General features: G+C 63.5%; 23 protein-coding genes and 2 pseudogenes. 11 read left to right on the forward strand and 14 right to left on the reverse strand.

Annotation, left to right across the window (positions count from 1 at the left end; all coding sequences use genetic code 11):
- Nucleotides 1-552: 552 nt before the first annotated feature.
- From BEN49_RS22630 to BEN49_RS22640, 3 genes are all read left to right on the forward strand, one after another.
- Nucleotides 553-864 (forward strand): transposase, encoded by a 312-nt coding sequence (locus BEN49_RS22630; RefSeq protein ID WP_070746868.1) that lies wholly within the window; start codon nt 553-555, stop codon nt 862-864.
- A gap of 256 nt (nt 865-1,120) precedes the next feature.
- The gene (locus tag BEN49_RS22635; RefSeq protein ID WP_070746870.1) at nt 1,121-1,564 is read left to right on the forward strand and encodes a helix-turn-helix domain-containing protein; all 444 of its coding nucleotides are present in this window, start codon (nt 1,121-1,123) and stop codon (nt 1,562-1,564) included.
- Nucleotides 1,561-2,259, forward strand: a complete 699-nt coding sequence (locus BEN49_RS22640; RefSeq protein ID WP_083326384.1) for an IS630 family transposase — start codon at nt 1,561-1,563, stop codon at nt 2,257-2,259. Before BEN49_RS22635 ends, BEN49_RS22640 begins: the two co-directional genes overlap by 4 nt.
- 22 nt (nt 2,260-2,281) lie before the next feature.
- On the opposite strand, the gene BEN49_RS22645 is transcribed toward BEN49_RS22640, so the two are convergent.
- Nucleotides 2,282-2,671 carry a winged helix-turn-helix transcriptional regulator gene (locus BEN49_RS22645; protein WP_070746873.1) on the reverse strand — a complete coding sequence of 130 codons (390 nt, stop codon included), beginning with the start codon at nt 2,669-2,671 and terminating at the stop codon, nt 2,282-2,284.
- Between the two features lie 157 nt (nt 2,672-2,828).
- Between BEN49_RS22645 and BEN49_RS22650 the strand changes: the two genes are divergently transcribed.
- The 4 genes from BEN49_RS22650 (at nt 2,829) to BEN49_RS22665 (ending at nt 5,101) form a co-directional block, all read left to right on the forward strand.
- Nucleotides 2,829-3,503 (forward strand): SDR family NAD(P)-dependent oxidoreductase, encoded by a 675-nt coding sequence (locus BEN49_RS22650; RefSeq protein WP_070746874.1) that lies wholly within the window; start codon nt 2,829-2,831, stop codon nt 3,501-3,503.
- Between the two features lie 23 nt (nt 3,504-3,526).
- Nucleotides 3,527-4,282, forward strand: a complete 756-nt coding sequence (locus BEN49_RS22655; protein ID WP_070746875.1) for an SDR family oxidoreductase — start codon at nt 3,527-3,529, stop codon at nt 4,280-4,282.
- Between the two features lie 67 nt (nt 4,283-4,349).
- A complete protein-coding gene (locus BEN49_RS22660) occupies nt 4,350-4,610 on the forward strand; it encodes a DUF3861 family protein (RefSeq protein ID WP_083326385.1) in 261 nt (86 codons plus the stop codon).
- A gap of 47 nt (nt 4,611-4,657) precedes the next feature.
- Nucleotides 4,658-5,101 carry an ester cyclase gene (locus tag BEN49_RS22665; RefSeq protein ID WP_070746879.1) on the forward strand — a complete coding sequence of 148 codons (444 nt, stop codon included), beginning with the start codon at nt 4,658-4,660 and terminating at the stop codon, nt 5,099-5,101.
- Between the two features lie 298 nt (nt 5,102-5,399).
- Here the strand turns inward: BEN49_RS22665 and BEN49_RS29920 are convergent.
- Nucleotides 5,400-5,852, reverse strand: a pseudogene (locus BEN49_RS29920) (transposase family protein); the annotation flags it as partial.
- A gap of 233 nt (nt 5,853-6,085) precedes the next feature.
- Nucleotides 6,086-6,469 (reverse strand): winged helix-turn-helix transcriptional regulator, encoded by a 384-nt coding sequence (locus BEN49_RS22670; protein ID WP_070746881.1) that lies wholly within the window; start codon nt 6,467-6,469, stop codon nt 6,086-6,088.
- A gap of 174 nt (nt 6,470-6,643) precedes the next feature.
- Between BEN49_RS22670 and BEN49_RS22675 the strand changes: the two genes are divergently transcribed.
- From BEN49_RS22675 to BEN49_RS22690, 4 genes are all read left to right on the forward strand, one after another.
- Nucleotides 6,644-7,390, forward strand: coding sequence for an SDR family NAD(P)-dependent oxidoreductase (locus tag BEN49_RS22675; RefSeq protein ID WP_070746883.1), 747 nt, complete (start codon nt 6,644-6,646; stop codon nt 7,388-7,390).
- 53 nt (nt 7,391-7,443) lie between these two features.
- The gene (locus BEN49_RS27305; protein ID WP_125917144.1) at nt 7,444-8,061 is read left to right on the forward strand and encodes a hypothetical protein; all 618 of its coding nucleotides are present in this window, start codon (nt 7,444-7,446) and stop codon (nt 8,059-8,061) included.
- Nucleotides 7,950-8,597 (forward strand): alpha/beta hydrolase family protein, encoded by a 648-nt coding sequence (locus BEN49_RS22685; protein WP_125917146.1) that lies wholly within the window; start codon nt 7,950-7,952, stop codon nt 8,595-8,597. The genes BEN49_RS27305 and BEN49_RS22685 overlap by 112 nt, the downstream gene beginning before the upstream one ends.
- A gap of 83 nt (nt 8,598-8,680) precedes the next feature.
- A complete protein-coding gene (locus tag BEN49_RS22690) occupies nt 8,681-9,496 on the forward strand; it encodes a sugar phosphate isomerase/epimerase family protein (protein WP_070746890.1) in 816 nt (271 codons plus the stop codon).
- Between the two features lies 1 nt (nt 9,497).
- Here BEN49_RS22690 and BEN49_RS22695 read toward each other — a convergent pair whose 3' ends face one another.
- The 11 genes and pseudogenes from BEN49_RS22695 to BEN49_RS22735 all read right to left on the reverse strand — a co-directional run bounded on the left by BEN49_RS22695 (nt 9,498) and on the right by BEN49_RS22735 (nt 16,987).
- Complete coding sequence (locus BEN49_RS22695; protein WP_070746892.1) at nt 9,498-9,830, reverse strand: hypothetical protein; 333 nt, start codon at nt 9,828-9,830, stop codon at nt 9,498-9,500.
- Nucleotides 9,831-9,982: 152 nt separating this feature from the next.
- A pseudogene (locus tag BEN49_RS26395) lies at nt 9,983-10,573 on the reverse strand (IS3 family transposase); the annotation flags it as partial.
- A 36-nt stretch (nt 10,574-10,609) separates the two neighbouring features.
- Nucleotides 10,610-10,873, reverse strand: a complete 264-nt coding sequence (locus tag BEN49_RS31100; protein WP_125917148.1) for an IS3 family transposase — start codon at nt 10,871-10,873, stop codon at nt 10,610-10,612.
- A gap of 103 nt (nt 10,874-10,976) precedes the next feature.
- Nucleotides 10,977-11,198, reverse strand: a complete 222-nt coding sequence (locus BEN49_RS22705; protein ID WP_070746893.1) for a transposase — start codon at nt 11,196-11,198, stop codon at nt 10,977-10,979.
- 75 nt (nt 11,199-11,273) lie between these two features.
- The gene (locus tag BEN49_RS22710) at nt 11,274-12,506 is read right to left on the reverse strand and encodes a putative sensor domain DACNV-containing protein (protein ID WP_070746895.1); all 1,233 of its coding nucleotides are present in this window, start codon (nt 12,504-12,506) and stop codon (nt 11,274-11,276) included.
- Between the two features lie 79 nt (nt 12,507-12,585).
- On the reverse strand, nt 12,586-13,128 hold the full coding sequence (locus tag BEN49_RS22715; protein WP_070746897.1) for an adenylate/guanylate cyclase domain-containing protein: 543 nt from the start codon (nt 13,126-13,128) through the stop codon (nt 12,586-12,588).
- Between the two features lie 268 nt (nt 13,129-13,396).
- On the reverse strand, nt 13,397-13,600 hold the full coding sequence (locus BEN49_RS27315; RefSeq protein WP_125917150.1) for a hypothetical protein: 204 nt from the start codon (nt 13,598-13,600) through the stop codon (nt 13,397-13,399).
- A 308-nt stretch (nt 13,601-13,908) separates the two neighbouring features.
- Nucleotides 13,909-14,205: an acyl carrier protein gene (locus BEN49_RS22720; protein ID WP_070746899.1), complete on the reverse strand. Its 297-nt coding sequence runs from the start codon at nt 14,203-14,205 to the stop codon at nt 13,909-13,911.
- Nucleotides 14,206-14,267: 62 nt separating this feature from the next.
- Nucleotides 14,268-14,936, reverse strand: a complete 669-nt coding sequence (locus BEN49_RS22725) for a DUF2461 domain-containing protein (protein ID WP_070746901.1) — start codon at nt 14,934-14,936, stop codon at nt 14,268-14,270.
- A gap of 101 nt (nt 14,937-15,037) precedes the next feature.
- Nucleotides 15,038-15,601 (reverse strand): hypothetical protein, encoded by a 564-nt coding sequence (locus BEN49_RS22730; protein ID WP_070746903.1) that lies wholly within the window; start codon nt 15,599-15,601, stop codon nt 15,038-15,040.
- A gap of 114 nt (nt 15,602-15,715) precedes the next feature.
- Nucleotides 15,716-16,987, reverse strand: coding sequence for a TolC family protein (locus BEN49_RS22735; RefSeq protein WP_070746905.1), 1,272 nt, complete (start codon nt 16,985-16,987; stop codon nt 15,716-15,718).
- Nucleotides 16,988-16,992: the final 5 nt, after the last annotated feature.

Here is a 16,992-nt window from a genome sequence, read left to right on the forward strand (position 1 = left end):
AGAAGTTTACCATTTGACTGAAATTCAATTCGGGCATCTCTTTTTACAACTAGTGTCTATCACTAACGATATTTTTTATACGCTATTAGGCTCGTAGTTCCCATTACGGGGAGGCTACCTCTTTTTCGGATTCAGTGAGTACTGGAGGAAAAGCGTTGGATTGCATAGCGCGGAACACCATGTAACCCGAATTAAGGCGGCAACATATGCCGGGCGGCGCTGCAGGCGCAGTGGCTAAGCAGCAGGAGTTCAGTGGTTGATGCGGTGCCTAAAGCAAGCGCTACTTCAACAACTGATTGAAAATTCTCTTAACAGAATTAAGTCTATTCTGAAAGTGACACAAATCTACCGGTCTGTATTTTGTCCAGACCAGGGTTTTTCGGTTAAAAAACCGGGTCATTTTCATAGATATTCCTCTCCCAGGTAGGATACACCCACCTCGCCGCACTGGATAGCCCCTGGTAGCTAGCTCCGCAGTCAGGTGAATCTGAGTGGTCTAAATGAGGTGGTCTAAAAATGGCGGACAGAAGCAGGACGTATATTTCTTCTGTTATGACAGCACAAAAGAGCGGGGTGTCGCTCGACAAACGGCGTAAATACGGCGAAGCCTTCAAGGCCGAAGCGCTACGCTTGGCCAGCGAGAGCCGCAGCACGCAAGCTGCCGCCCGGCAGTTGGGCATCATTCCCAAGGTGCTCTACCGCTGGCAGCAGGCCCAGGTAGTAGCCGAAGTCGGCCGTGTGGAAGTGGCCCGCGACCCGCAGGGGGCTCTGCGTGCGGCCAATAAGCGGCTGGCACAGGAGCTCGACATGTTAAAAAAAGCCTTGGTCCTCTTCGGCCAGCGTACGCCAGCAACTGGCTGTTAAGCGCCTGTCTTTACTTGGGCTACTTACGCAACTAGCTCGAGACTCAAGCCGAGTTCTGCAACAGTCACGAACCCTTGTAAACTGTTTGCTGCGTCACCATTCATTCCTAGCACTTTCGGCAGAGGTAAAAGCAGCGCTGGTAAGCTTTCGGTGGCAATGAAAGCACCACCACTAGTGCTTAGTCAGGGAAGTTGGCTAACAGAATAAAGGCGCTTGCGGTTAGGCTGCTATGGCCCGACCAATCGTCCCTTTCGCCTTGCCGGCCGCCGACCAGGCCGCCCTCGAAGACTTTACGCGCACGGGCTGCCGCCCGGTGCGGGCCGTGCGCCGCGCCCAGGCCCTGCTGGCGCTAGCAACGGGTATCGGCCAGCAGGCAGCCGGTAAGATCGTGGGCCTGAGCCGGCAAGCTGTAAGTCAGTTACGCTGCCGTTACGAAGAAGCCGGCTGGCAGGCTGCGCTGGCGGAGGCCCCGCGTAGCGGCACGCCACCCCGCTTCGACGGGGCGCAGCGGGCGGCCGTAACGGCGCTGGCCTGTACGCCCGCCCCCACCGGGCACGGGCGCTGGACCTTACGCTTGCTGGCCGACCGCGCCGTGGAGTGGGGCCTGGTGGACACCATCTCGCACGAGACGGTGAGCCAGGTGCTCAAAAAAACGAGCTGCAGCCCCACCGCCAGCAGCACTGGTGCCTGGGGGCGATGAACGCGGCCTTCGTGGCGCGGATGGAAGACGTGCTGGCCGTCTACGAGCGGCCCCACGACCCGCGTTTTCCCATCGTCTGCTTCGATGAGCGGCCCTGTGTGCTGCACGGTCAGCCCGCGGAGCCGCTGCCAGCAGTGCCCGCCCAGCCCGCCGTGGGCGAGCAACCGGCCAAGGCCGGACGGCCCCGTTGGGAAAGCAGCACCTACGTGCGTCAGGGCACGGCCTGTTTGCTGGCCGCCTTCGAGCCGGGCACGGGCCAGCGCTTGGTCGAGGTCTCGGCCCGACGCACCGGCGCCGACTACTGCCGCTTTATGCAAACGCTGGCCGCCCACTACCCCCAGGCCGAGAAAATCGTCTTGGTGCAGGACAACCTCAACACCCACACCGATGCCGTCTTTTACCAGCACCTGCCCGCCGCCCAGGCCCGGGCGCTGGCTGCCCGCTTCGAGGTGCATTACACGCCCAAAAAAGCCTCTTGGCTCAACATGGTCGAACTCGAACTCTCGGCCATCGCCCGCCAGTGCCTGCACCAGCGCATTCCCACCCAAGACGAACTCACCGCCCAGGTGGCCGCCTGCGTGGCCGAGCGCAACGCGGCCCAAGCCACGGTGCGCTGGCAATTCACCCTGGCCAAAGCCCGCACTAAACTCGACCGGCATTACCAGAAAATCAGGGTGCCTAATTTGCCTGACTAAGCACTAGTCTTCCCACGGGTCGCTATGACGGCGCCGAATCAGCGGTAGCAGCTAGCTTGCTCAGGGTGCGTTGCTTCAGGCTGTCCCCCCAGGCGCGTAAACCCTCCAACACGCAGAGCAGCGCCGCGGCTTCCGGCAGCAGCGCATACTCCACGCGCGGCGGCATTTCGGCGTAGATGGTGCGGCTGATTAAGCCATCGGCTTCCAACTCGCGCAGTTGCTGGCTCAGCATTTTGGTGGTCACCGGGTGCAGTAGCTTGCGCAGCACGCCAAAGCGGTTGTGGCGCTGGCCGATGTGCCAGAGCAGGGCCACTTTGTAGCGGCCACTTAGCCGCTGCATGCCGTAGAGCATCGGGCAGGTATGGAGCAATTCGGTCAGGTTGAGCGAATTCGTGGAGGTAGGCTTTTTCATGCAATACAGTCGATAGTTTCCTTTTGGGTACTAAGCTACAATTTAGATGGTAGTTGTTTCCACTACTACCGGAGCGGGACCTTTGTGATCTCTACTGCGCGCTTTCGGCCGGCCGGCGCAAGCGCAGCACTAGAGGTTAATTTCTTGCTTCTAACACATGGAAAATTCTGTTAAAACAGCCGTCGTAACGGGTGTCAGCAGTGGGATTGGCTTGGCCCTGACCAAGAAACTGCTCGCCGAACACTACACGGTTATCGGCACGACCCGCTCGGGCCAGTTGTCCGGTTTCGACCACCCCCGGTTGCACGTCGTGCCGCTCGAAGCCACCGACGAGCAGAGCCGCACGCAAGCCGCCGCGCGCATCCGCGCTTTGACCACCGGCCTCGACCTGCTCGTCAACAATGCGGGCACGGCCCCCGATGTGTTCGCGGTGGAGCCGGCGTACGGGGCCTTCACGCAGACCCTCGACACCAACGTGACCGGGGTCGTCTTCTTCACCGAGCTGCTGCTGCCCCACGTGCGGCTAGGCGGTCAAATAATGTTCGTGTCCAGCAACATGGGCCTGCCCCGCAACGCGGCCCCCAACGGCCCGGGCTACCGCCTCTCCAAGGCCGCCATCAACATGTACGCCGCCATGCTGGCGACCCGCCTGGCCGATCGGCACATCCGGGTGACGCCGCTGCACCCGGGCTGGGTGCAAACCAAGCTCGGCGGCGACCAGGCCCCCGCTACGCCGGAGCAGGCCGCTATCGGCATTTACCAAGCCGTGGTGAGTGCCCCCGAAACCGGCCAGTTCTACAACGTGGCCCTGTCCGGGGTCGAGCCCTTTTAGTTTTTACTTACTTCTTACCAGGCATGAGTACGTATGCGGAATTACGGGGCAAAGTGGCCCTGATTACGGGCGCTACCAAGGGCATTGGCCGGGGGATTGCCGAGAAGCTGGCCGCGCTGGGCGTGCGGCTGGTGCTGAACTACTCAGCCGACGAGGCCGCGGCCGCCGCTACCCGCCAGGCGTTGGCTGACGTCGGGGCCGACTACCTGTTGGTGAAAGCCGATGTGGCCAGCCCCGCAGCCATTGCGCAGTTGTTTGCCCAGGCCCTGCAACACTTCGGCCAGTTGGACATCGTCGTGGCCAACGCGGGCATCGAGTTGATTGAGAAACCCGTGCTGGACACGACGGAAGCCGATTTTGACAACGTGTTCAATCTAAACGTCAAAGGCACCTTCTTCGTGCTGCAGCAAGCCGCTCGACACCTGTTGTCCGGTGGCCGGCTCCTCCTTATTTCTTCCACCATGAGCATCCACCCCGACGCGGGGGCCGCCGTTTACGCGGCCAGCAAAGCCGCCTCCAAGCTGTTTGTGGACGTGCTGGCGAAGGAGTTGGGGGGCCGGCAAATTTCGGTTAACTCCTTGATGCCCGGCATCATCGACCACGCCGGCGTCATCACCGACCAGCCGGAAAACGTCAAGCAACGGATGCGGGTCGGCAGTCCCTTCAACCGGCTAGGCACCCCGGCCGACGTAGCGAAGGTGGTGGCCTTTTTAGCCTCCGACGAGGGCACGTTCGTGCACGGCCATCACCTGGTGGTGAATGGCGGTTCCATTCACTAAGCGGGCGGGTTTCCTGCTTATCCTGTGCTACCTGCTGCTTGCCCGCTCGAACACTTAGCAGCTCACGCTGGCCCCACTGACGCCCGCCAGCGGGGCGCCCGCCACCCGGCCCCCGCGGCAACTGGAGATTCAAAATCACAAGGGACTGTTGGCCATCATTGACCGGCTGGCCACCAAGCCCTTCTGCGCCACCCCGCAACAGGCCGCTGCGTTTGGCCGCGGGCTGAAACTATTTTCAGCCGTGTTGCTTGACCGCAAAAACAAACCCGTCTTCCTTCGATTTAGGCCGGCCTTCCCTTTTTTCATGCGAGAGTTGAAACAGGCCTAGACCTGAGTAATCGACTCGTTGCGCCTTCCACTTTTCCCCCTTTCAATATGGATGCTACTTCCTCCTTGCCGCCGCTCTCCGCCGCGGAGCTGCAAGCCGTTCGGTCGCTTTACCAGGCATTTAGCGACAACAACCCGGCCCTGGTTGACCAGGCGGTTAGCCCCACCTGGCAGGACATTCCGCTGGGGCCCGGCCAGCAGCCCGGCCCCGACGGCATCAAGCCCATTATCGCGCAGTTTAGGCGCGCTTTTCCCGACCTCACCATTGTCATTCACGAGATAATGGGGTCGGCGGGCCGCGCCGCCGTGCGGGCCGAAATTCGCGGCACGCACCAAGGCGAGTGGTTCGGGATTGCGGCGACTAACCGACCAGTCCGCCTGCCGCTGCACGAGTTTCACCACCTCGAAAACGGTCGCATCACACACACCTGGCACCTGGAAGACTGGTTCGGAATGTTTCACCAAATAGGCGCCCTGCCCCCCAGCCTCTAAAACAGGTCGTAGGGCTACTCCCTGCCCGCTATCGGCAGTGCGTACCATTCTACCTTGCTCTCACCTGAGCGGGAGGCTTGCAGCAGCACGCTCAGGTGAGAGAAGGTAGTAGAGAGTAGGTTCTAAAAGGCGCGGTGGCTGTTGCAGAACTCAATTCAGGGCGTGTAAGTGGTTGCTACCGGCTAGGTTAGGTACCGGCTAGATTAGGCGAGTAAACCAGCTGTAGAATTGTATTTTTCACGTTTCGGTGCGGGCTGCGACCGGTTCTCAAGCGACTGTAGAGTTCTGCAACAGCCACGACAAAGAGGTAGACGCGACCTTCTTCGGCATGCACATCGGCAAAGTCCACGGGCAAGTAACCAATCGGGTAGTCCTTGAATTTCATTTTCTTCTGCGCGGGCTCAGGGGCCGGCCGGCGGCTGATGCCGTAGCGTTAAAACAGGCGGTGCAGGGCCGAGCGCGAGAGGTGCGGAATAGTTTCCTGCAAGGCGTAGAGGCAATCATCGAGGGGCAGCTGGGTCTGCCGGCGAAAAGCGACTGCACCCGCCTCCTGCTGGGCCGTGAGCACCGTAGAAACCGGCTTAGGGCCCATCGGCGCGTCAGTGGTCGGGCGCCGGGTACGCCACTTGGTCACCGTTTTTACATTGACCCCGCGGCGTTTAGCTAAGCCTTATGCGCTTTTCTGACTTTGCTGAATGCTGCGTCGTACTGCCAGCGTTGTGCGGGCGCTGCCGTGAGATACTTGTCCCATAAGTACTGGCGAAGTTCGGTAGTAAAAAACCCCCAGCACATCCTGGGACTATACACCTAGCCCTAATGCGCGGGTAGCAGCGAATAGTTTGGGCAGGCCATCGACGGTCTGCACCAACAGGTCGCAACAGCCAGCTAGGGCAACACTACCTTTTTCGCGCGCGATATTCAACCCGCATTCAACCCGCCTTACCGAGGTGCAGCTGCGTCGGAAGTTTTACCCTATTTGTTTAACTACACTCGAAGAACTCCTACTTCGGGCGGCACCCCGGTTGCCGCGAGGACCTGTTCCAACTCGGCCCGGTGCTCGTCGCCCCACTGCTCCATCGCCGCAATCACGGGTAGCAGGGACTGGCCCAGGCCGGTGAGGTGGTACTCCACTTTGGGCGGAAGTTGCGGAAAGACGGTTTTACGAACCAGGCCGTGCTGTTCCAGCTCGTTGAGTTGGATGTTGAGCACGCGCCGGGTGGCCATCGGAATGGCCCGCTGCAAGCTGCTGGGGCGCTGTACCCCCTGGGCAATGAAATGTAGCAGCGTGGACTTCCACTTGCCGTGCAGCACTTCCTTGGTCAGCACCACCCCGCACTCCAACGTGCGGCTTATTTTTTTTTGATACATCGGCACAGGGTGGCGGCCGGCCCCGGTACCGGCCGCGTCATAGGGAGGAAAACTACCCTACGTGCTAAAGTTACCCCCAGGCGAATAACTTCTCCGTAATTGTCTGCCTCGCCCGCCCGCCAGACCTTTGTGAGCAGCAAGATTTTCCGACAATGATTAATCGACTACGAGTATATGAGAGGATTAGCAAACAAAGTAGCCTTGGTAACGGGCGGCAGCCGGGGCATTGGAGCCGGCATCGTCCGGGCGCTGGCCGCTGAAGGCGTGCGGGTGGCCTTCACTTATGTGCGCGGAACCGAGCCGGCGCAGGCGCTGGTGGCCGCCATCGAGCAAGCGGGTGGGCAGGCGCTGGCCCTGCAAGCCGACGCGGCCCAGCCCGCGCAAGTGCGGGCGGCCATTGAAACGGTAGTGGCGCGGTTCGGGCAGCTCGACATTCTGGTCAATAATGCCGGCGTCAACGTGGTGAGCCCGATTGATGAGGCCGCCCCCGACGAGGAAGCGCTGGCAAACCTGTGGCGGGTGAATACATGGGGGGTGGCCCAGACTGTGCGGGCAGCCGTGCCGCACCTACCCGCGGGCGGGCGCATCCTCACCATCGGGTCGGGGTCGAACATCCGGGTGCCTTTCGCTGGGCTAGGCGACTACGCAGCCTCCAAGGGGGCGCTGGCGGCCTACACCCGCGCCTGGGCCCGCGACCTGGCTCCGCGGGGCATCACGGTCAACATCATCCAGCCCGGCCTGATTGAAACCGACCTCACGCCCACCGACCCGGCGACGGTGGCCAGCTTGCTCCAGCCCATTGCGCTGGGCCGCTTCGGCACGGCGCAGGAAGTAGGGGAGGTGGTGGCTTTTCTGGCCAGCGAGGCGGCGGGCTACATCACCGGGGCTACCCTGAACGTGGATGGCGGCTGGTCGGTCTGAGCCTATCAATTCTTTGATTAGTAATGATTAGCAAACCAAAATTCTAACAACAGATGCTCCCTCCACGGCCTTTTAATGGCGCCACCCAGCCTACCCCCGCGCTGGGCGACCTGCTGGTAGCCGGGCCATATGGGGCCCCGGCGGCCATCGAGGCCGAAGCCCGGTTGCTGGTGCATTATATGCCCAGCGTGGCCGGGGAGATGACCCTGGCCTCCACGCTGCTGTTCGTGCCGCACCAGTCGCCGCCGGCGGGCGGCTGGCCGGTGGTGGGCTGGGTGCACGGCACTACCACGGCTGGCCAGAAACGCTGCGCCCCCAGCTTGTCGGCCACGCTCGACGGGGGGCTGACCCCGGATGGGTTCGTCACCCGCTACGTCTGGGTAATTCAAATGCTGGTGGCGGCCGGCTACGCTGTGGTAGCGCCCGACCTGGAGGGCCTGGGCGCGGTGGCGACGGTGTCCCAGCCCTATTTGATGCCGCCAGCCTGGCCCGCTCCCTGCTGGCCGGGGTGCGGGCTGCGCGCCACGCCGAGCCACGCCTGTCGCCCCGGTGGGCGGCCGTGGGCCACTCCGACGGCGGGCACGGCGTACTCTACGCCGAAGCTTACGCGGCCGAAGCGCCCGAGCTGGCCTTCGTGGGGGCGGTGGCGTTTGCCCCGTTCACGTCGGTAGCCGCTATTGTCGCCTTCAACGGCGAGCAGGCCACCCGCGACCCGGCCCAGGCCATGGACTACGTGGTGCAGCAGAACTTCAACGTGGGTCTGTTGGCGGCGGGCCTTCGGGTCCGAGACTCGGCCTTCGACCTGAGCACCATCATGGGGACCGACCTGCAACGGCTGATGCCCTCGTTCACGACCAAAGGCTCGGTAAAAATCGTGGCCGACCTCACCCAGGCCATCCAGGCGAAGACGCTGGCCGCGTTTTCGGGCTTCAAACCGGAGTGGGCCACCGTGCCCGCCATGCAGGCGTTTCTGGCCGCGAACGACCCGGCGGTGCTGCCAGGCTTCACGCTGCGGCAGCCCACACTGGTGCTACAAGGCACCGCCGATGCCTCCGTGCCGGAACCGCTGACGGCGGCTTTCACCGCGCCGCTGCTGGCCGCCGAAGCCCCGGTTATCTATCACCCCTACGCCGGGGCCGACCACTTCACCATCCTGCCCCAGGCCCTGCCCGAAGCCCTGGCTTTCATGGCCGAGCACTTAGGGTAGGGCAGCGGCTTTGTCCTGCTATTCATCCCGCTTACTTCTTGTCAATGACTCCTGCTTCCCCCTTGATACTTTGAGCCGCCACGGTGCGCAACCGCTCCCTGGCCGAGTGGCTGGTGGCCGCCCAGGCGGGCGGCTTCGCGGCCCAGTCCGTGTTTCCCAGCCACATCACCGCCTGGCTGGCTGAGGGCCACACCCTGCCCTGCCTCCGCGAGCAGGCGCGGGCCGGGGGTGCTCCCTTCACCATCCTCGACCCGCTGACCCGCTGGCTCCCGCGCTGGCGGCTGCCCGCGTACATGAACGCCGAGGAGCGGGCCTTCCAGGAAACTGACCCAGACACGTTTTTTGAGTACGCGGCCGAGTTGCAAGTGGAAAGCCTGTCGGTAATCGACGGCTTCGGCCAGCGCAATGACCTGGGGGAGGTAGTCAACGCTTTCCAGCCCATCTGCGACCGGGGCCGGGAGCTGGATTTGCGCGTACAGTTGGAATTTATGCCCTTCGGCAGCATCCCGGACCTGGCCACGGGCTGGGAAATCGTACGCCGGGCGGCCCGTGAGAACGGCGGGCTGGTGCTCGATACCTACCACTACTTCCGCGGCTACCCCCAACCCGAGCTGCTGGCCCAGCTGCCAGGGGAGAAGATTTTTGCCGTGCAGGTAGGTGACGCCGCAACGGCGGTGCAGGGCGGCTCACTATACAACGACCAGATGCACTTTCGTCAGGCTCCCAGCGAGGGCGACTTTCCACTGGTGGAATTACTGCGTACGCTCGGTGCTATTGGTGGGCTACGCAACGTAGGGCCGGAACTGTTTTCAGACGAGGCCGACGGCCTGGACCCCGCCGCGCTGGGGGCCCGCGTGGGGACGGCCACGCGCCGGCTGCTGGCCGCTGCGGTGGCTTAAGTCACGTAGGCGCACCTGGCTGGTGCCGGCTAACCTTCCGACTACTTGGGGGCGCAGCCAGAAATGCCAGCAGCAACCGCGCTAGTTGCGCCCGCTGCTCCTCCTGCACGACGTGGCCGCACTCGGGCACCAGGTGGGTTTCCAGCGAATCAGCGACGGGGCGCAACTGGTTGAATAGCACTTTGCCAACGACGTGGCCGCACACGGCCATCGTGGGGTAGGCCAGGCGCTGTCCCTTCGCCAGGGCCTCGGCCACTTGCTGCCGATTTTGAGGGAAGGCCCGGTAGTGCATAAAGCCGCCCCGCAGGGCCTCGGCACCCGTGTAGGCGGCCACGCATTCGGCGCGGGCCTCAGCGGCCAGGCCGCGCTGTTGGTAGGTGCTGTGCTGGTAGAACCAGTTCAGGTACCGCTCCTCGTGGCCCGCTGAGGTGGTCGGGTAATTCTGGACAGAATAGGTGGGGTGGTCGGGTACCAGTGGACACTGAGCTAAGGCAGGTTAAAGCGATAATAGAGTTCGATTTCGAGCGGGGTGCGGTAGCCCAGGGCCGAATGCAGGCGTTGAGTGTTGTAGAAGTGATCGAGGTATTCGGCTAATTCCAGGCGGGCTTCTTCCAGGTCGGTAAAGCAGGCCCCACGGGGTAGTAGCTCCGTTTTGAACGTGCTCCAGCCACTCTCCGCCAAGGCGTTGTCATACGGGTTGCCAGGCCGGCTCAAGCTGGCAATGGCCTGGGTGCGGTCAAGCAGGGTGGTAAAAGCGTCGCTGGTGTACTGGCTGCCCCGGTCGGCGTGCACAAGCAGGCCCGGTGGCGGTTGGCAGACGGCCACCGCCCGATTAAAAGCGGTCAGAATCAAGTCCGTGTGTAGTGACTCGCTGACGTGCCAGCCCACCACGCGCCGGGAAAAGGCATCGTGCCAGCAAGCCAAGTACGCCCACTGCCCCGTGGCTAAGGCTAGATAGGTGATGTCGCCGACCCAGATTTGATTCGGGGCGGTGGCCACGGGCCAGGTAACTAGCTTGTTAGCCGCGGCCACGGCTTGTGGGTCGGCCTGGGTGGTGCGCGGGGACCGGGAGTTGGCTCGCGTGCAGAGGGCGCGTAAGCCGCTGGCGCTGAGTCAACCTCGTAGCCGTTGCCGTCCCACCAGGTGACCTTCGCGCCGCAATTGGGCCCGTAATCGGCGCTGGCCATAGCGGCCGGCATGGGTGGCGAAGACGCGCTGGGCCGCCACTTGCCAGGCGGGCAGCACCTGTTCGACTGCCGCAACGGGGACGCGCTTTTGCCACGCGTAGTAGCCGCTAGCACTGACGCCTAGCAATTGGCACTGCTGCCGCACTGGCCAGTAGCAAACGTGTAAAGTAATGAAAGCGAAGCGTTTCATCGGCCCGTCTTTTGTGAAAATGCGCTTAAAGCATTTGGGAGATGGTCAGCGCTTTTTTTAAAATATCGCGCCCCATTTCCGCGCGGGCCAGCTGAGCCCGCAACTACTTGTTTTCCCGCTCCAGCGCTTCGCTACCGGCTGGGCGGACCGCTTGGCTGCGGGCCGCACGCACCCACTTACCCAACACGGCCTCGCTCATGCCCAGCGCCTGCGCGACCCGCGCTGCCGCCTGCCCATCCTGGTTTACGCGGCGTACCGCCTTGGTCCGAAACGCTGCATTATACTCGGTTCTTTGCCGTTTACCGGCTGGTTTTGCTGCTTCCATGACAGGGGAAAGTTACTTTCTCCGTGTCCATTTCTACCCGACCACCTCAAACTACGCGGCAGCTGCTTTGCTGCACTACAGGGTGAGTTGCTCCCAAAAAACCGCCTTCTCCTCGTGGAACTGCACAAACCGCACGCCCCCGTCCTGGGAGATGACGATGGCCATGCTTTCGGGCTCGGCCAGGCAGAGGCGGTAGGCGGCCCGGTGGCGCGTGCCGCCCGAGTCGGCGGGTTCCGCCTGCAGCCGGGTGGCGGTGGCATCCAGCGCCCGGTACACCTGGCTCAGAGCTAATTGCGGCGCGTAGACCTCGATGCCAAAGCCGACGATGGCCAGTTGCTTGGTCACAACCAGCGCCCCGTCCACGCTCATCAAATCGGCCAGCAAATGAGCGTACTGGTCCAGGGATGCTTCCAACTCCAGCAGGCGGGTGTCGCCGGCCTGCTGGTAGCGACGCCAGCTCACGTCGCCCAGTTCCGCGAGCCGGCCGATGATAGCCAACTGCAGGCCGTTGTAGAAGTGGGCCTCATCGGGCAGGCGCACCGGGTACTTGGGCCGCAGCGTGGCGGCCAGGCCCACGCACCGGGCCACGCTGGCCGTGGGCACGTAAGCCAGCATGCCGCCGTGCCCGCTGGCGCGCACCCGCGCCACTACGCGCCGGGTCACGTGGTGCGCCAACTCCCCCAGCAAGGGCATCAGGTCAGCGGGAAAATCCACGCCGGCAGCCACGAGCTGGGGCCGCAGGACCTCAATATTTTCCGTGAAGCGGCCGTGCGACCACGCCACCGGATATTCCACAAAGCCGTGGCCTTCGACGTGGCCGTGCTGCAACGTAAGCACCCGGTAGCGGCCGTGGTAAAACACTAGGTTGCCGGGGCCGGATACGTCGAGTATCAGGGGCAGCTGCGCGGGCACAGGCGAAAAAGTGTCCGTCTCGTGCCACGGATTCCGGCTGCGCAGCAGCCCCCAGATAAGCAGGCCGGCTTCTGGGTCGGTGCAGACGGCCAGCAGGCTGCCGGGCGAGTCCAGCGCGGGGCTGAGCCGCCGAATCTCCTGCTCCGTGTAGGGGCGCGGCGCGGCCAGCTCTAGCACGTACGACTCGCTTGGGTCGGTGCCTTTGGGCAGGTGTTCCAGCGCGCTGAGCACCAGGCGGCAGCGCACCGGGTGCCCTTCTTCGTGCAGCAGGCTGGCTTGGTAGGCCACCGAGATAAAATCCTCGAGCTCCGCCAGAGGCAGCAAGCCGGCAGCCGTAGCCGGCCAGCGGGCCAGCAGCTCCACGGTCAGGTTGTTGGGGTAGTAATATGATTTCATCGAATGGGGGTGGGAATTAAAAGGTTGTGTCGCCGGTAATGGCTGAAGTGAGAACCGTTGCGAAAGTGGCGGCAGGAAGCTAACTGGCCAGGCGGACATCGTAGAGGCCTATTACCTGCTGTTTGCCCTTGAGCACAAATTTCCCCAGGCCGTGAAAACGCAATTGGGTCGTCGGCCCCAGCCGCTCCACGACGTCGGCGGAAATCAACAGCCGGCTACCTAAGCTGTTGCACTGGCCCTGAATGCGCGAAGCCATGTTCAGGACGTCGCTGTGATACACAATCTCGCTCTTGATTTCCCCGACCTGCGTGGCGGTGACGATGCCCCCGTGAACCCCGGCCTTGAATTCCGGCACCACCCCGTAGCGGGCTCGGTAGCGGGAAGCCCGTCGCTGGATGGCGGCCACCATCTCGAAATAGCAGTGCAGACAGCGGGCTTGCGCCAGCCCATCGGCCGCCAGCCAGGTAATCACCACCTCGTCGCCGACGTACTGGTAGACCTCGCCCCGCGTAGCCAGAATGGGGTTGCTGATGTCGCGAAAAAAATCGCTGAGCAGCCGGCTGTAGGGCTCATCGCCGAGCCTTTCGGCCAGCGTGGTGGCCCCTTTCACGTCCAGGAACATAAATATCCGGTCTTCGGCCACCGGCTGGTGGTAGTGCCCGAGCAGGAAGCGCTACAGCATCCGGGGGCCAATTTTCCGGGCGAGCTGGTAGAGCAGCACCGTAATAAAGGAAGCCATACCAAAGACCACCAGCGCCTGCACGAAGCTAAATAGGTCGAAACGTAGCCGCCGAAAGTCTTCGGCCTGAAAGCCAGTGGCCCCCCAGTGACGTGCCCACCCACCGGTGCGGATGGGTTGTCAGTTCCTGAATCAAGGCCGACGACACGGCTTACAGCGCGGCTAGAAAAATCAAGCCCAGCCCGACATAGAGCGTGGTAGCCAGCAGCACCGCCACCGGAAACCGCACGGCGCCTAGCAGCCGGGGCAGCACCCGCACCTCCAGCCAGCCAATCACGCCTCCCATCAGCAGCCCCATGCCCAAGCTGGCGGCTAGAATAACCGAATTAGGACCTTTGACCAGTATTACCAGCACTTCCTAGCACACGGTGAATACCGCCCCAACGGCCAAGCCGGTACGCAGCTGGTAGCGGTGGAGCGGGGTAAAACGCCTAGCCATGCCCGTTGCGGTGCGTAGAAGTGGGGACATACGGGCACGGGCTGGTTGGTGAGCAAGGTAGCCGCCGGCCGGGAGTCAGGTGGCCTGGGACGCGGCTTCTAGCGGAAAGTCAGGGCCGTCGCGCCGGAAGCCACCGGGCGGCGTAGGCGGGAGGGCCTGATAATAGGTTTGACCGGCGCGGGGCAAAGCCTGCCGCTCAACTTCCTTCACCAGCGGCCCCACGCTTAGGCAGCAGCGAGCTCATACCCGGGTTGAAAATGAGGAATGGCGGCCGTTGGCAAATGGTGTACATGCCGCTTAACCGAGGCCACGACACTGCCCAAGGTGCGGAACTCGGCTATTTCCTGGTCGCTGAAGTCGAAATGAAACGCTTGTTCGAGGTAGTTCGCCAGCTCCAGCTTGTCGAGCGGGCCCAGGTTATAATCCTGCTCCAGCCGCTGCGTGGGCCGGAAATGCCGGGGCCGTACCAGGAAATGACGGCGCAATATGAACGCCACGGATGCTTGAATGGAGGGTGTCATGAGAATAAACGCAAAATGAGAAATGATGCCGGAGCGGTACCGCCGTCCGCTGGGAGGCCGCCTCAAGCGGCTTGGCCCACCGCCCGGTTCAGGTACTGCACCAGCGGCGTCAGGCTGCGGTAAGCCGTCAGGAGCTGCCGGGCCAGGATGGGGGAGAGTAGCTGCTCATCAGGCAAGGGGCGGGACCCCAAAAACATCTTTAGCCTGAGGTACTCGATGGCGGGGTTGTCGGCCTGGTACCCTTTCGGCGGGCGTTTCAGTGCGTGCTCCTGCCGCAGGCTCCCAACCTGCCGCCGGAATGCCGGGGCCCGCACCAGCTCCTCGAAGTCGGCCAGGTTGTAGTCAATTTCCTGGCGAATGGCAGCGAGCGCCGCGGGGTCCGGCAAATACATGCCGCCAGCCAGAAAGCTGGCCCCCGGCTCGATGGCCAAGTAGTAGCCCGCCGTGGGCGCACCCTTGCCGCCGGGGTTAAACCACGCCCCCAGATTGGTCTTGTAGGGCGACTTATCCGCGGACAACCGCACGTCGCGGTTGATGGAGAAAAGGCATTTCCGGGGTTCAAGACGGGCCAGTTCCGGGTCCTGCCGGGCGAGGCCCGCCAGCACCTGGCTCACCAGCTCCACGAAATCCACCTTGGCCGCGCCGTAGGCCGGGCGGTGGTCATCTATCCAAGCCTTGCGGTTGTTGGCCTTAAGGTCGGTCGAAAAACGGAGGGTGCTGGCTTGGAGCATGCGGCGGCGTAGTTGGGAAAGTGGCGGGATAGCAAGTGGTCAGGGGCCTGAATCCGCGGTGACAAGTGCAGCAGCACCACCCTGACGGCGGTGCCGGGCGGCTACCCCAAGTGGCCCAGTACTAGCACGACGGTGCCCGTCGAAACGTCCGGCGACAACGAAGCGAGGGGAGTCGTGCGCCCCAGGAGCCCCACCGGACCCGTTAGCACCCGCAACGAGTCGCCGGGGTGCAGGCCCGCGGCGGCACCGGCGGCCACCCGTACCCGCACCGGGCCGCGCGACGTGAGACGGGTGTAGGGGGTGCCCGCCGTTACGTATTCGCCGTCGCCCACCCGCGCCTGGGTCAGGTCGCCCGCCGCCGGAGCCAGCGCGAATACCGTGCGGGCCGAAGACCCCGCGCCGACCGCCAGCTTCAGCAGGGGCGCGCCCACCGGCACGGTTTGGCCTGCGCTGAAATACGTCCGCACCACGCGGCCCCTCACGGGCGTCTTCAAGAGTTGATACAGCGCGGCCAGCACCGTGCCGGCCAGTTGCTCCCCAGCGGGTAGCGCCGGCTTGCGCACGGCCGCCGTTGGCCCGCCGCCGGGCGTGGAGCGAGGTCGCTCCCGGCCTACCAGTAGCAATCCGGGCAGGGCAAGGGCAGTGATAATCAAGGAAAATTTCATGAGAGTGGTAGGCTTAAACAAGGCAGCTAAATCAGGCTGAACCAGCCCGAGCCATCAGTTCACTTGGGCCGGGTCGTGCTGCGCCGGCAGAGACGTCCAGCGCCCGAGAAGCCCTTAGAAATTCTCGCCCGTGGCTTGCGTCAGGGCAGCCTCGGCAATGCGGTATTCGGCTTTGGCGTCCACTAAGTCAGCCGCGGCGCGCTGGCTCAATGTCTGGGCTTCGAGCAAATCGACGAGCGAGAGCAGGCCGGCCTTGAAGCGGTTATCGTTGAGGCGCAGGTTTTCCTGGGCCTGCGCCACCGTGAGGGTTTGCAACTCGATGCGCCGGGCAGCCTGGTTCAGGCGCAGCAGGTCGCGGTTGACTTCCAACTCCACTTGCTGGCGCGCTTCGGCCAGGTCGGCCTGGCTAGCCTGGGCCTGGTAGCGCCGCTGGCTTTCCAGCAGGCGGTTTTCCTTCCAATGCACTAGCGGCAGGTTCACGCTCACCAAGGCGTAAGCGGGCGCGTAGTTGCGGTCGGGCAGCAGAAAACCGGGCTTCTGCTGCAGATACAAGGCGTTCACGCTGGCATTCACCTGGGGCCGGCGGGCACTGCGGGCCACGTCGATTTGCAGGGAGTCCGCCTGGTTGTTCAACGTCAGCCGGCGCAAATCGGGCCGCTGGGTTAGCGCCCGCTGTGCGTAGTCGGCGGCACTGACAACCGGAAATTCGCCCTCAATGGACGCCGCCAACCGCAGCGAGTCGCCGGCTGGGCGGCCGATGAGCTGGCGTAGCACCAGCAGGCTCAGGCGCTGGTCGTCGCGGGTGCGCAGCAGCCGTGTTTCGGCGTCGCGCAGCTGCACCTGGGCCCGCAGCCAGTCGGCCTTGTAGCCTAGGCCGGCCTTGAACTTGTTGTTGAGGTCCCGTTCAAGCGCGAGTAACTGGGTGCGGTTGCCTTCGGCCAGTTTTACCTGGTCGCCCAGGGCCACGGTTTGCCAGTAGGTTTGGTCAATTTCGGCCACCAATTGCTGCCGGGTACCTTGCACCTCCTCCGCCGCGACCCGCGCCCCAAGGCCCGCAATGGCCGTTTGGGCGCGAATCCGGCCACCGGAGTAGATGGGCTGGGTGACGCCCACCCCGGCCGTCACGCCCTGCGTGTTCAGGGTGCTGCCCAGCCCGCGCACGTAGTAGCTCGTGCTGCTGAAATCGAGCTTGGGCAGGCGGTTGGTTTTGGCGGCGTCGCGGGCGGCCTCGGCGGCCAGCTGCCGGCGGCCCGACGAGGTTAGGCGCTGTTTCTGGCTCAGGGCCAGGGCCCGGCAGTCGGCCAGCGACAGCGGAGCGGCGGGCACAGATTGGGCGTAGAGGCCCGGCGCCAGTAGCGCCAGGCCCACACAAAAGAGAAATTTCATCAGTG

It is taken from the genome of Hymenobacter coccineus (assembly GCF_001816125.1).
GTDB classification, from domain to species: Bacteria; Bacteroidota; Bacteroidia; order Cytophagales; family Hymenobacteraceae; genus Hymenobacter; species Hymenobacter coccineus.